This is a genomic window from Pseudomonas morbosilactucae, from assembly GCF_023241715.1.
Lineage (GTDB): Bacteria > Pseudomonadota > Gammaproteobacteria > Pseudomonadales > Pseudomonadaceae > Aquipseudomonas > Aquipseudomonas morbosilactucae.
In genome coordinates this window covers 1-13,186 of the sequence record NZ_JALQCW010000026.1, presented here as the reverse complement: position 1 = coordinate 13,186, position 13,186 = coordinate 1, and the positions used below count along the sequence as shown (strand labels likewise).

At 62.8% G+C, this 13,186-nt stretch carries 13 protein-coding genes; 7 read left to right on the top strand and 6 right to left on the bottom strand.

Annotated elements, in window-relative coordinates; translation table 11 throughout:
* Positions 1 to 2 precede the first annotated feature (2 nt).
* From M1B34_RS12225 to M1B34_RS12210, 4 genes are all read left to right on the top strand, one after another.
* On the top strand, positions 3 to 1,622 hold the full coding sequence (locus tag M1B34_RS12225; protein ID WP_268263567.1) for a 5-oxoprolinase subunit B/C family protein: 1,620 nt from the start codon (positions 3 to 5) through the stop codon (positions 1,620 to 1,622).
* Positions 1,619 to 3,358, top strand: coding sequence for an acetyl/propionyl/methylcrotonyl-CoA carboxylase subunit alpha (locus tag M1B34_RS12220; RefSeq protein ID WP_268265274.1), 1,740 nt, complete (start codon positions 1,619 to 1,621; stop codon positions 3,356 to 3,358). The genes M1B34_RS12225 and M1B34_RS12220 overlap by 4 nt, the downstream gene beginning before the upstream one ends.
* Before the next feature lie 153 nt (positions 3,359 to 3,511).
* Positions 3,512 to 4,753: an OprD family porin gene (locus M1B34_RS12215; protein ID WP_268265273.1), complete on the top strand. Its 1,242-nt coding sequence runs from the start codon at positions 3,512 to 3,514 to the stop codon at positions 4,751 to 4,753.
* Positions 4,754 to 5,119: 366 nt separating this feature from the next.
* Positions 5,120 to 5,653 (top strand): hypothetical protein, encoded by a 534-nt coding sequence (locus tag M1B34_RS12210; protein ID WP_268263564.1) that lies wholly within the window; start codon positions 5,120 to 5,122, stop codon positions 5,651 to 5,653.
* Between the two features lie 76 nt (positions 5,654 to 5,729).
* Here the strand turns inward: M1B34_RS12210 and M1B34_RS12205 are convergent, their stop codons facing one another.
* Together M1B34_RS12205 and M1B34_RS12200 are read right to left on the bottom strand one after the other, a co-directional pair.
* Positions 5,730 to 6,098 carry a hypothetical protein gene (locus M1B34_RS12205; protein WP_268265272.1) on the bottom strand — a complete coding sequence of 123 codons (369 nt, stop codon included), beginning with the start codon at positions 6,096 to 6,098 and terminating at the stop codon, positions 5,730 to 5,732.
* A gap of 2 nt (positions 6,099 to 6,100) precedes the next feature.
* Positions 6,101 to 6,538: an SMI1/KNR4 family protein gene (locus tag M1B34_RS12200; RefSeq protein ID WP_268263562.1), complete on the bottom strand. Its 438-nt coding sequence runs from the start codon at positions 6,536 to 6,538 to the stop codon at positions 6,101 to 6,103.
* A gap of 161 nt (positions 6,539 to 6,699) precedes the next feature.
* Here M1B34_RS12200 and M1B34_RS12195 point away from each other — a divergent pair, with 161 nt between their 5' ends.
* Entirely contained in the window at positions 6,700 to 7,089 is a 390-nt protein-coding gene (locus tag M1B34_RS12195) for a c-type cytochrome (protein ID WP_268265271.1), read from the top strand.
* Positions 7,090 to 7,177: 88 nt separating this feature from the next.
* Here the strand turns inward: M1B34_RS12195 and M1B34_RS12190 are convergent, their stop codons facing one another.
* The 3 genes from M1B34_RS12190 to M1B34_RS12180 form a co-directional block, all read right to left on the bottom strand.
* The gene (locus M1B34_RS12190) at positions 7,178 to 8,095 is read right to left on the bottom strand and encodes a hypothetical protein (RefSeq protein ID WP_268265270.1); all 918 of its coding nucleotides are present in this window, start codon (positions 8,093 to 8,095) and stop codon (positions 7,178 to 7,180) included.
* Positions 8,096 to 8,308: 213 nt separating this feature from the next.
* Entirely contained in the window at positions 8,309 to 8,584 is a 276-nt protein-coding gene (locus M1B34_RS12185) for a hypothetical protein (RefSeq protein ID WP_268265269.1), read from the bottom strand.
* Positions 8,585 to 8,661: 77 nt separating this feature from the next.
* Positions 8,662 to 9,354, bottom strand: a complete 693-nt coding sequence (locus M1B34_RS12180) for a CatB-related O-acetyltransferase (protein WP_268265268.1) — start codon at positions 9,352 to 9,354, stop codon at positions 8,662 to 8,664.
* Between the two features lie 305 nt (positions 9,355 to 9,659).
* Here M1B34_RS12180 and M1B34_RS12175 point away from each other — a divergent pair, with 305 nt between their 5' ends.
* Together M1B34_RS12175 and M1B34_RS12170 are read left to right on the top strand one after the other, a co-directional pair.
* On the top strand, positions 9,660 to 9,818 hold the full coding sequence (locus tag M1B34_RS12175) for a lysozyme inhibitor LprI family protein (protein WP_268265267.1): 159 nt from the start codon (positions 9,660 to 9,662) through the stop codon (positions 9,816 to 9,818).
* Between the two features lie 44 nt (positions 9,819 to 9,862).
* The gene (locus tag M1B34_RS12170) at positions 9,863 to 10,789 is read left to right on the top strand and encodes a hypothetical protein (RefSeq protein ID WP_268265266.1); all 927 of its coding nucleotides are present in this window, start codon (positions 9,863 to 9,865) and stop codon (positions 10,787 to 10,789) included.
* 48 nt (positions 10,790 to 10,837) lie between these two features.
* Here M1B34_RS12170 and M1B34_RS12165 read toward each other — a convergent pair whose 3' ends face one another.
* On the bottom strand, positions 10,838 to 12,877 hold the full coding sequence (locus tag M1B34_RS12165) for a multicopper oxidase family protein (protein WP_268265265.1): 2,040 nt from the start codon (positions 12,875 to 12,877) through the stop codon (positions 10,838 to 10,840).
* Between the last annotated feature and the right edge of the window lie 309 nt (positions 12,878 to 13,186).

Here is a 13,186-nt window from a genome sequence, read left to right as displayed (position 1 = left end):
CTGTGCGCTTTCTACCGGTCAACCTGGACGCCCTGCTCGTCGAACTGAACGACCTCGACGAGACCTTGGCCTTGTTCGACGCCCTGATGGCGGAGCCTATTGCTGGCGTGGAGGAAATTGTTCCTGCCGCTCGAACGCTGCTGATCCAATTCCGCCCCAGCGCCATCGAACGCCAGGCGCTGGTCGACCGCATCGCCGGCCGCGACCTGAGCCAGCGCCGCGAAGGTGAGCAGCGCCGGGTGGAAATCCCCGTGCATTACAACGGCGAAGACCTCGACGAGGTCGCCACGCTGCTGGGCATCAGCCGCAATGAAGTGATCCAGCGCCACACCGCCCATGACTACAGCGTGGCCTTCTGCGGCTTCGCGCCGGGCTTCGCCTACCTCACCGGCGGGGCCGGGTTCCAAGTGCCACGCCGCAAAACCCCGCGCACCCGCATACCGGCGGGCGCCGTGGCCCTGGCCGGGGATTTCAGCGGCGTCTACCCGCAAGCCAGCCCCGGCGGATGGCAGATCATCGGGGTCACGCCCTTGCAGATGTGGGACCTGAACCGAGCCGAACCGGCCCTGCTGCGTCCTGGCTACAAGGTGCGCTTTACCGATGCCGGCCCGCTCCCCGCCAACGGCCTGCCTGCTCCGGCAGCACCCGCCCGGGCCGCCGACCCCAGCGGCGCCTACCTGGAAATTGTCAGCCCCGGGTTACACAGCGTATTGCAGGACCTGGGGCGCCCCGGACAAACCGGCCAAGGCGTTTCCCGCTCCGGCGCGCTGGACCTGGGCGCCCTGCGGGCGGCCAACCGCGCCGTGGGCAACCGCTCGGACATGGCCTGCGTGGAGTCGGTACTCGGCGGCCTGAGTTTCGTTTGCCATGGCCGCGCCGTGATCGCGATCACCGGCGCACACACCCCGGTGACCATCACCAACGCCAGCGGCGTGCAATGGCCAGCCAGCAACTACCAGCCCATCGAACTGGACGTGGGCGACCGCGTCAACCTGGGTTCCCCCCTTGCGGGGCTGCGCAGCTACCTGGCGATTCGTGGTGGCTTCGAGGTCACACCGGTGCTCGGCAGCTTGTCCACCGACACCCTGGCCCAGGTCGGCCCACCGGCGCTGGCCGTCGGCGACCGCTTGGGCTTTACCACACTGACCACGGGCACCAGCGTCTCGCTGAACGAAGCCCCGGCGTTCGAACTGCCGACGACGGCCGAGATCATCACCCTCGACGTGGTCATGGGGCCGCGCACCGACTGGTTTACCGCAGACGCCATCGAGCGCTTGAGCAGCCAGCTCTGGCGCGTCACCCCACAGTCCAACCGGGTCGGCATTCGCCTGGCCGGTGACACGCCGCTGACGCGCAGCAATCACCAGGAGCTGCCCAGCGAAGGCACCTCCGTCGGCGCCATCCAGGTTCCAGCCAGCGGCCAACCCGTGCTGTTCCTGGCCGACCACCCGCTGACGGGCGGTTATCCGGTGATCGCCGCCGTGGCCAGCCACCATCTGGACCTAGCGGGGCAGATACCGATCAATGCGCAGATTCGCTTCAACCCTCTGGACGGCTTCCAGGACATTCAACCCAGCACCGAAGCCTCTTTTTCAACTGCCGATGCGAAGAAAACCCCATGAAAAAATTACTGATCGCCAACCGTGGTGAAATCGCCGTCCGCATCGCCCGCGCCTGCCGCGACTACGGTGTGCAGTCGGTCGCCGTCTATGCCGATGCAGACATCGACGCCCTGCATGTGCGCCAGGCCGACGAAGCCTTTTCCCTGAACGGCCAACGCCCGGCAGAGACCTACCTGGATATCCAAAAGCTCATCGCCATCGCCCAACGCAGCGGCGCCGATGCGGTGCACCCCGGCTATGGCTTTCTGTCGGAGCGGGCCGACTTCGCCCGTGCGGTGATCAACGCCGGGCTGATCTGGGTCGGCCCCAACCCCGAGACCATCGACGTGCTGGGGGACAAGGTCGAAGCGCGGAAATTGGCGCAGCAGGTCGGTGCGCCCCTGGTCGCCGGCACCCCCGGGCCGGTTGAAAGCGCCGCCGAAGTGCTGGCCTTTGCCGAGCAACACGGCCTGCCGATTGCCATCAAGGCCGCCTTCGGTGGCGGCGGCCGTGGCATGAAAGTCGCCTGGCGCCTGGACGAGGTCGCCGAACTCTACGCGTCCGCCGTACGTGAAGCAGAAGCGGCCTTCGGTCGTGGCGAATGCTTCGTCGAGCAGTTCCTCGACCGCCCTCGACACATCGAGGCGCAAATACTGGCCGACAAACACGGCAAGGTAGTGGTGGTCGGAACCCGTGACTGCTCGCTGCAGCGACGCAACCAGAAGCTGGTGGAAGAAGCGCCTGCGCCCTTTATCAACGACGCCCAGCGCCAGCGCATTCATCAGGCCGCCGAGGCGATTTGTGCCAAAGCCGGCTACGTGGGCGCCGGCACCGTGGAGTTCCTACTCAGCCAGGACGGCACCCTGTCGTTCCTTGAGGTCAACACCCGCCTGCAAGTCGAGCACCCGGTGACTGAAGAAACCACCGGCGTCGACCTGGTGATCGAGCAACTGCGCATCGCCGACGGTTTGCCGCTGTCTTTCAGCGAAACACCGACCCCGCGTGGCCACAGTTTCGAGTTCCGCATCAACGCCGAAGACGCGGGCAAGGGCTTCCTGCCCACACCCGGGGAAATCAGCGAATTCCTGCCGCCCTCCGGCCCGGGCGTGCGCCTGGACAGCGGCGTGGTCAGTGGTTCACGGGTGCCCAGCACCTTCGATTCGATGATGGCGAAACTGATCGTCAGCGGCGCCACCCGCGAACAGGCGATTGCCCGCGCTCGACGCGCCCTGGCCGAATTCAAGATCGAGGGCATCGCCTCGGTGCTGCCCTTCCACCGGGCCGTGATGGACCATGCCGACTTCACCGGTGCCGATCGATTCGCCGTGCACACCCGCTGGATCGAGACCGATTTCGCCGAGCAGATCACCATCGCCCCACGCAACCCCGTGTCGGCCGACCCTGACGTGCTGCGCACCTTCGTCGAGATCGACGGCAAGCGCCATGAACTGGGCCTGCCGGCCGCGCTGCTGCGGGGCGTCAGCCTGACTGCAGTAGGCCCCGCCGGCGAAAGCCCCCGTCCAAGCGAAGCCGCTGACCCACAGGCGGTACTGACACCGGTAGCGGGCAATCTGCATACCTGGGTCGTCGCAGACGGCGAAGCGGTGAGCGCGGGGCAAGTGATCGCGGTGGTCGAAGCGATGAAGATGGAAACCTCGATCCTCGCCCCCTGTGCCGGCCAGGTGCAGATTGGCCAACAGGCCGGTGCCTACTTCGAAGCCGGTTCCGTGATCGGCCGCATCAAGACCGCTGATTGATTTAAACGCTTTTCTTTTCGCAGACAGTACGCGCAACGGGGTAATAACCCGGTTGCTGCGTGCTGCCCGCAGAAAACTGTAGATGTAACTTTGCACTCAACATAACGATAAAACTCAATCAATAAATCTGCCGTTATCTGGAGCATAAAGAGCATGTTGATCAATAAGGTTTTTACCCTGGCCGGTGCGTGCGCGTTAGTTTTCCCATTAACTGCATCGGCAGACTTTATTGCTGACAGCAAAGCCAGCGTGGAACTGCGCAACTTCTATTTCAACCGTGACTTTCGCAACGGCCCGCCTACCGCCCAGCGTGACTCAGCAGCGGAGTGGGCGCAGGGCGCCATGGTGCGCTTCGAGTCGGGTTACACCGCCGGCACCCTGGGGCTGGGCGTGGATGCCCTGGGCATGCTCGGCGTGAAGCTCGACGGCGGGGACGGTTCTGGCGGCACCGGCTTACTGCCGGCCGACCTGAGTTCGAACAACCGCCGCGGCTCCCAGAGTGAGTATTCCAAACTGGGGCTGACGGCCAAAGCCAAGGTGTCCCAGACCGTACTCAAGGTCGGCTCGCTGGCTTTTCGCAGCCCGGTGGTATCGAGCAACGACACCCGCCTGCTGCCGTCCACTTTCGAAGGGGCGCTGCTGACCTCGAACGACATTGACCGGCTGGCCCTGCAAGGCGGCAAGCTGCAACAAATCAAATTCAACAGTTCCTCCAACTACGAGGACTTCACCGGCAACCGCATCGGCGGGGTCAGCGATGACTTTCGCTTTGCCGGCGGCACCTACAGTTTCAGCAAGGCCCTGAGCACCAGCCTGTACTACGGCAACCTGGAAAACGTCTATCGACAGTTGTTTGGCGGCGTGGTCTACGAGATTCCCCTTGCCGCGCAACAGTCGCTGAAGTTCGACCTGCGCTATTCAAAAAGCACCGACGACGGCAACTTCCGCCCCCTCGACAACCGTGCCGCCAACGGCCAGGTCGCCTACACCCTGGGCTCCAACGTCTTCACCGCGGCCTATCAGCGCATGAGCGGTGATGACCCGTTCCCCTACATCGCCAACAGCGACCCCTACCTGGTCAACTTTGTGCAGATCAACGACTTCGCCAACACCCAGGAACGCTCCTGGCAGTTGCGCTACGACTACAACTTCGCCGCCCTGGGCATCCCCGGGCTGACGTTCATGAGCCGTTATGTCCAAGGTGACAACGCCCTGGTCGCCGGCCACAACACCGGCAAAGAGTGGGAACGCGATACCGATATCGGTTACGTGATACAGAGCGGCTCGCTGAAGAACCTCGGCCTCAAGGTCAGAAATGCCACGGTTCGTTCGAACTTCGGCAATGACCTGGACGAAACCCGCTTGATCCTGAGTTACACCCTGGCCCTGTGGTAAGCACTCGGTCCCGTAATAACGCTCAAACTTAAGTTCTATCCCACCCGTTAAAACTTCACCCTGGACCTTCACAGGTGCGCAACTTCGTGCGCCTGACAGATAGAGACAGCAAGGATGCTTTTACCTGTTGCAACGCAACTTTCCGATCTGTTCAAGGCGCCTTCATAGGCATAGGCGCAAATAGCATGAGCCGACATTTAAAGTTCAACCAGAAGATAGGACTGATCGCCACCCTGGTGTTCGTCAGTGAGATGCAGACGTTCAAGTGATGAAGCGATGGGGCACACTACTCGCCCCTGGTTGGATCGCACGGAATCAAACCCGATACCCAGCGCGACATTACGTTTTTATGGAGGAACAACCAGCATGATCAGCAACCGCCACGCTATTGAAAAATACATTCTGGCCAAGGATGGAAATCGACCTGATCTACTGCGCCAGGCATTCACGGCCGAGGCGACGGTCAAAATGCTCGTGCATACGGACACGATTGCCTTTCCGCCCGATGTCGAAGGCTTCGAAGCCATTGCCGACGTCCTGGTGCGTCGCTTCAACCAGACCTATGAAAACATCTACACCTTCTGCCTCGGCGAACCACCGCTGGCGGGCGCATTGGCACACACCTGCAAATGGCTGGTGGGAATGTCCGTCAAAAGCACGGGGGAAGTGCGGGTCGGCTGCGGTGAATACCACTGGCAGTTTGATCCTCGATCAGGGCTCGTCAGCCACTTGAGCATCACCATTGAACACATGCAGGTCAGCCCGGCCGTGGAGCTGGTGTCGGTGATGGATTGGTTACAGCCCCTCCGCTATCCGTGGTGTCAGGCTGACGAAGTCATCGCACAGGCCCCGCCACTCAGCCATGTAGTGCCTGTGATCGAATACCTGAAAAGTCAGTAGTCGGCAGGCGCTTCCCCCTCAGCCACGTCCCCGTTCGACACCGGGTGCCGCGTCATGCAACACCAGGCGCGCGCCCTCAAGAACCAATGTACTTGCAGTACAACGCCCACTGCCCATCCTGCTCCAGCACTTCGAGGTGCAATATCGCCTCGCTCGGGGTGCCGTCGGCAAAGAGCACGCACTCCAACCCCAAGGTCTGGGCGTGGGTGATGTAGGTGTCGATAAAGGGACGGGCCCGGCCCTCGCTGGCAAAGGCTTGTGCTTCAGGGGCCAGGGACAGGCGGGTGTCGGCCTCGAAGAAGTCGGCGAGGGTTTGGTACAGCTCTTCCTGCACGGCAGGCGAGAGGCCGAAGTCGCGTTGCAGGGCCTGGTGATCCCGTTGGTCCAGGGCGTGGACCAAGGCCTGAGCCAGGGCGAAGGCTTGTTGATGGGTGGCAATATTCATGGTCAGTCCGCCTCGCCCGGGCCTTCGACGGTGCGCAAAAAATCTGCAAAGCCTTCGGCCACCTGTCGTGTTTGCGCCGTCTCGTGGGACCACAAGACCACCACTGGCTCGCCGGCCTGGCCTTGTCGCCCGTAGTCGAAGCAGTAGTAATCCCCGGTGCCGAACTCGGCGAAAGGCAGCAGCGCGGCGCTGTCGCTGGCACCTTGGGCGTGAACCTCCAGCCAGGCCTGCCAGCCCTGGTTGAAGTGGCGGACGATGGACTCCCAAGTCTTGCGCGGATCCCGTTCATCGAACACCGGAAACAGGGTCAAGGCGCCCAGGGAGCGGCCATTGTTCACCAGCAGCCAATCGCGAAAAGCCCCTGGCAGGGTTCGGCCCAACTCTTTTTCAGCGGCTTGGATGGCCTCGATCGAGGTGCCGATTACCCGTGCTCTAGCCATGAATCCTCGCTTAACGACACGCTGGATGCGTGGGCCTGTGTGTGTGATCACCGGATGCGCAGATTACCTGAATCGGCCGCACAGGCCCCAGACCATCCACAATCGCCGCCCGACATGCTCCAATAGCCCGCCCCTGAGCCACCGCCGATACGGAGCCGTACATGCAGAAATCCACCTTCTTGCCCCTGGCCCTGCTGCTGGGCCTGGCGCTGTTCAACGGCGCGGCCCAGGCAGCCGGCGATGCCGAAGCCGGTGGCAAGCTGTTCACCCGCATCTGCGGCGGCTGTCACAACGTCGGGCCTTCAGTGCGCAGTTCCTTCGGGCCCCAGCTCAACGGCATTTTCGGGCGCACGGCGGGCAGCGTGGCGGACTATCAGTACTCGGACGCGATGAAGTCTTCCGGCATCGTCTGGACCCGGGACAAGCTGGTGGCCTACCTCGACGAGCCCCGGGCTGTGGTGCCCGGTACGCGAATGATTTTCTGGGGCATCAGCGACACGGAAAAGGTCGAGAACCTGCTGGCCTATCTGCAAACCTTCCAGGATCTGTAACCCGGGCACGCCTGCAGCCACCCGGCAAAACGCCGCGGGCTGCGGTTGGAGCACGCGGCGTTTTTTTGCTTCAGGCCTGCCGTCGAACTCAGACCAGCACGGTTTGCGCCTGGCGCTGCTCGGTGTCTGGCACGCCCACCAGCGCATCCAGGGTATGCAGAAACAGGTCGTGGCTGAGGATCCCCGTGGCCAGGGTCGACAGCACTTCGTGGCCGGCCTCGTCGCGGATCACCACCTTCTCGGTCCAGGTGTTCAGGTCGACGCTGCGCAGGCTCGACAGCGGCACGCTACGCCCCTGCACTTGCAGGTCGTGCTGGGTCAGCGTGATCGGCTGGGTATTGATCTTGAGGAAGCCGCCCGTGACCCGCTTGCGCCACACCTGGTTGCTGCTGATGAAGTTGAAGGTCACGGCCTGGTCGGCCTGCAGGGCCTGCAGCACACTCGGCAGGCGCCCGCGCACATAACGTTCGCGCACCAGTTGGAGGAAGTCGTTGAAGCCCTTGAGCGAATAAATAGCGTGATGCCAAGGCTGGCTGGCATTACGCCGATAGGCCAGGTTGGTGATCATGCCGGTGAGCGCGACTTGCCCGGAGGAGAACAGGTACAGGTCTCCGATGTCGCTGAAGGCCAGGTACTCGCTCTGGTTGCCGGTGACTTCGGCGATGCCGTTCTCGTAGACCTCGAAGCTGGATTTGCGCAGGCGCTTTTGCCAGGCCCGCATCAACAGCATGCACACCCCCAGCACCGCCAGCAGGCCACTGGTGAAGTAGATCAGCATCAACGGGCTGGAGAAGTTCATCTCCAAGCCACGGCGCCCCTGCAAATGGACCGGGCCCGCGCTGGCCGCGTCCACCGGCAAAATGGTGCTCAGGTACAGCACAAAGGCCGAGAAGCCGAACAACACCAGGGAAAAAACCAGCAGCCCGATGGGCAGCGCCTGGCTATGGCTGAAGCGCCCGAGCAGGGCGCCTTTGGAGGTGGGTTGAGCAGAAGAGGATGGTTGCATAAAGCTCTAGCGTCCCTGAGCAGAGTGGGGGGGAAGTCAGCCGCGAATCCCGCGCCGGCCGAAGAGGTTCGACAAGGCGAAACCACGGTCCTTCCTGACGGCCACAGGCTTGGGGCCGGCCGTTCAGGAACTGCTTCGAGCATGGCCAAACAACATCGTTCCGCCATCACCCCCTTAATCTGCCGATCTGTGACCCAGTTCCCACCTGATGCTCTAGAGCGCCCATTGCGCCACAAAATCTTCGAAAGCACGGACCCGTTCCCGGGTATCGGCAAAGGCACCGTAATAGGCCACTTCGACCCGCTGGCGGCGAAAAATCTCCGAACCTGGCCCAAAGGCCAAGAGTGCAACCACGGCGGCGCTTTGCAGCAGCCAATAGATATCCGGCGACGCTTCATGGGCCTTGGAACAGCCCAGGTTCATGGCGTGCTGGTGCAGGTCCGCTACCAGTGGCCCGGCACTCGATGATGAATACTCGGGCGCCGCCACAAACTGTGCATATCGCCGATGCAACGATTCGGGGGCGTCCCTGAAGGCTGGGCATTCGAGCCCGCGCAGGGGGGCGTTCAAAGCAATCGGCAACCTTGGCGGTTGAGTCCGATCTTCTGGTAGCTGGCTTTGGGTAAAGCGTCCATGGCAGCCATTTTATCCAGGCTCGCCTCTGGGTCATTGAGCGGCAGCGTCAGTAACGTCTCCACCTCCAGCTCCCACCAGCGACTGGCCAGCAAGCGCTCGATAATCTCCGGAGAGTGCCGGTAGCGCAGGATCTTCGCCGGGAAGCCGGCGACTATGGCGTAGGGCGGCACATCACTGGTGACCATGGCGCGTGTCGCGATCACCGCTCCGGTACCGACCTGCACACCTTCCAGGATCATCGCGCCGTGGCCGATCCAGACGTCATGCCCAATGACCGCCATGTCCATCTTCGCGTGATACTCATGGGCGGTATCGGTGTACTGGAAGGGGTGAGTGCTCAGCCAATCAATCGGGTGATTGTTCTTTTCCTGGCCGACCACCACGCCCACGCCAAACGAGCAAAAGCGCCCGATCGAAGACACCAGGGCCAGCTCTCCCTCGCTACGAATGTAGCTGTGGGCGCCGATTTCACGCACATGGGCGCCAATGGGCACATGGCCGATTTGCGCGCTCGCCTCAATCACCAACTCGGTGTTCTTGTGCAGTTGCGAAAGGCCGCCGGCCAACTTGCACTGGTGCTTTTTCAGCCAGCGCTTCCAGTAGTGATCCTTCAGATAGCCCATGCCCATCTCTCTTGAAAAATTCCATCCATTTGCCACTCCCGCCCCATCCGTGACTCAGCACAGCAGGCAGGCACCGCTCGGTGAGCCGGCACGATAGACCGGCTCTGTCCCTCAAGGGAAACAAACCCGTAAAATTCGCCGCAGCATCATTTCACAACGGCCCGGAAAAAAGCGCGTCCCACGCGGAACTCGCCCACCACCAGGCTCATGTTTTGCCACCAGGGGCCGACTCCTGGTGGCGGGTGCAGTTTTAGCTATTTTCGGTATTGCCCTGTCACTCTCCCCCTGCCCTACAAGGACGTTTGATGAGACTCCCCCGCCTGTCCCTGGCCACTGCCGGCCTGGCCCTTGCCCTGCTCACGCCGCCGGCCGCAGCCGCCGGTTTCGATTGCAGCAAGGCCTCGACGCTGATTGAGAAGACGGTCTGCGACACCCCGACCCTGTCCGCCAAGGAGACGAGCTGAACCGCCGCTACAAGACGCTCAAACACCTGCAGGTGATCCGCCAGTTGCAGGCGTACTGGCTGAGCGATGTGCGCAGTTCCTGCGAGACCAGCGACTGCCTGGAAGCGACCTACCGGGCCCAGGTCAAGCTGCTCGGCCCGGTGCCGATTCCGGCGCTGCCGAACCCGGACCAACTGCGCCCCTTGGCCCCCGGCCAGCACTACACCGTCTCTGAAAGCGATAACTGGCCGCGCTTCACCCTGGCCACGTTCACCCCGGCCTCGATCCCCGGCGACCAGCAGATCGTCGATGCCCAGGTGATCGATAACGTGTTGCACGTGGTGCTGTTTGTCGGCCGTTACCTGGCCGGCGAGCCGACGTATGTGGGCACCCTCTACGAGTACCGCGATGACCGTCCGGGTCTGCACGCCATTGCCAAGGACGTTGCCTTTGTCGGCTGGAGCTCGCCGGGGAGCAACGATCAGGGCATCCGCTTCTCCGGGATCGTCGACGGGGTGCTCTATTACCGCCAGCACATCGGCGGCAACCTGCAAAAAGCCATGAGCTACCGGCTGGGCTCGCGCAGCCCTGCCGAGGAAAGCCAGCACGTGTTCCAGGCGGCGTCCAATACCCATCGCCATGCCCTGGCCCGAGTGCGGGAGCAACTGAACGAGAGCAGTAACAGCCTGTCGCTCCAGTACGACGCGCCCACCCAAGGCTCCTACCAGGAAACCATCACCGACCAGAACGAGCCGGATGACGGCTGGAGCATCGTCAACCCGACCTGGAGCGCCACCCGGCCCGTGCTGTATTTCGACAACAGCGGGGCCAAGGCCTGTGTCTGGCGGGTCGATGTGCGCCTCAAGGTGCTGTCGAAGATCGTGCCGGAGCATGAGGCGATGTCGGCGCGGCCTGTGGATATCTTCGGCCGCGAGGCGGTGGTGTACCTGCAGGGCGGGCAGTTGAAGTTCGCCATGCAACCGGACGATTAAAAAAAAGGCGCCCTCTTCGGCGCCCTTTTTCCACTTACCCATCCGACCTCAGTGATGCGCGGGCGCGGTGCCGCCCTGGCCATTGGAGAGTTCGATGCTGACGTTCTGCATCATGCCCTGGTCCTCGTGATCGAGGATGTGGCAGTGCAGCACGAACTCGCCGATGTAACGCTCGTAACGGGTGCGCACATAGAGCGTATAGGGCTTGCCTTCCACCGGCCCCTTGACGAACAGGGTGTCCTTCCACACGCCCTTGAGCCCGGCGTACTGGGTATCGCCGTCGGTTTTATCCACAGCCCCCGGCACGCTCAGGTCAGTGACGCCATCCGGCGCGATGATCTTGACGACCTCGAACGGGTTGACGTGGATGTGGAACGGATGGCTGGCAAAGCCCGATTGCAAGACCCAGGTCTGCGCCGTGCCCAGGGTCAGGCGGCGGTTGATCACCCCCGGCTGGTAAGGCTTGACGTCGGCCATGCTGGTGCCCACTTCGAACTTGGTGTTTTTCTTGTCTTTGGTGTCGATGAAGAACACCAGTTTCTCCTCCGGTACGCCCTTCACTTCCTCGTCGCCGATGCTCGCGTGGGGTACGAACTTGCTCAGGCGCAGGTCTTTTTCCAGGTCAGCCACCACCTGCTGCTGCACCTCGGTGGGCATGTTGTGCTTGGCCGACTCCACCAGCACCTGGGTCACGTGGGCCTTGGTGTCCTTGACGATGCTATCCCCCGTCACGTCGACGAAGCCAAGGATCTGGCGCCCGCTCGCGGCCTGGGAAATACCGCTGTTGGCCGACTGCGCAGCGTCGACCACGCAGTAGCGGCCGGGTTCGGGAAAGACCATCAACAGGTCATTGCGGTAGCCCGGCTGCAGCGTAACCTGGCTCAGGGTCTGGGCCTGATTCAGGGTCAGGCCGTCGGCGGCAATCACTTGGTACGCCACGGGTTGGCCGACGCATTGCTGACTGACGAAGTTGTCGGCATCGGCCGCCGCCACACCGCTGTTGCTTTTCAGCAGGCCACTGTCGGCGAGCTTGCGAAACTCCAGTTTGATGGTGTCGCGAATCCCCGCGTGCACTAGGCGCCAGCGCTCCACCTGGCCGCTGCTGGCACTGAACGTCGGCTGCACCAGGCCGTTGATGCTGGTGTAGCGCCCGGACTCGCCCCAACTTCCCGGGGCGAACTGGGCGAAGTCCTCGACCACACCCACTTCCTTCGGACCGCAACTCCAGTCCACGGTCTTTTTCTCGGTCTTCGGATCGACCTTGACCCCTTTGCAGGCGTAGGGAATCTGTTGCATCACCAGCAGCCGCTCCGGGAACGCTGCACCCTGGTCCGAGCGGAGCAAGGTATCGATGTCACCGTTGGCGTGCTCGCTGGGCTTGCGATCACCGTGGATGATCAACGCACCGGCCATGCCGCTGGCAACCTGGATGGCCGTGGAACCGTGGCGATGGGGGTGGTACCAGAAGGTCCCGGCCGGGTGATCCGCCGGGATGTTGTATTCGTACTGGAAGCTGACCCCGGGGTTGATCGACAGCAGCACGTTGTCGCTGTTGCCCGTCGGGCTGACCCACAGGCCGTGGGAGTGCAGGTTGGTGCTGTTGAAGCACTGCGGCTGGTCGGGGTTTTCGGGCTTGCCGGGTTCGGCGGAGTGTTCGGCGCACGGCTGGTCGTTTTTGAGCTTGTTGTTGAGGGTGACGCGCACCGTGTCGCCTGGTGTTACATCGATGGTGGGGGCGATAAAGGGCGCCTTGGGGTCCACGTCCTTGCCCTGGTAACCACGCAGGTGCACCGCGACATCGCGCCCGCTGGCGGGATCGAAAATCGTGCTGTTGGTGTAATCGATATTCAGCTCCAGGGCCCGCTCGCTGCCGCCATGGGCGCGCGGTTGGCTCTGGGCGGCCGAGGCCGGTTCGGACGACATCAACAAGGTGCTGTGCCCGGCCTGTTGTACCGGTGCCTGCTGTTCCAGGCTGGGGGGGTTGGCAAAACTTCGCAGGGCCTCGGCGGCCATGGCGCCGGGCATAAAGCAGGTCAGCGCCAGCGCGGCACCTGCGCCGCAGGCGTGTGCCGGTTTAAATCCTTTCATGGTGTTCTCCTGTGCTCCAGGACGGTCAGACGATAGGGCCCGCCGCAGAGCGGCAGCAGGTCCATACAACATCGGCAAGCACAGGGACGCCCCTTGGAACCACAAGAATCTCCCGCCTCCATTGCGGCCAAGTGCCATCCCTGACGGCATAAAGCTAGTGCGGATTGGCCGAAATGCAATGTTCCCGGGGGGCGGGCGTATCAACAGGCTGCGATCAGACCTCGAAGACAAAGGAAATGCGCTGACGGCGTAATAGACGCCAAGGGTGCCATCGGTAGCCTCGAATGCCTGGTTCAGCGCCCATAAAAA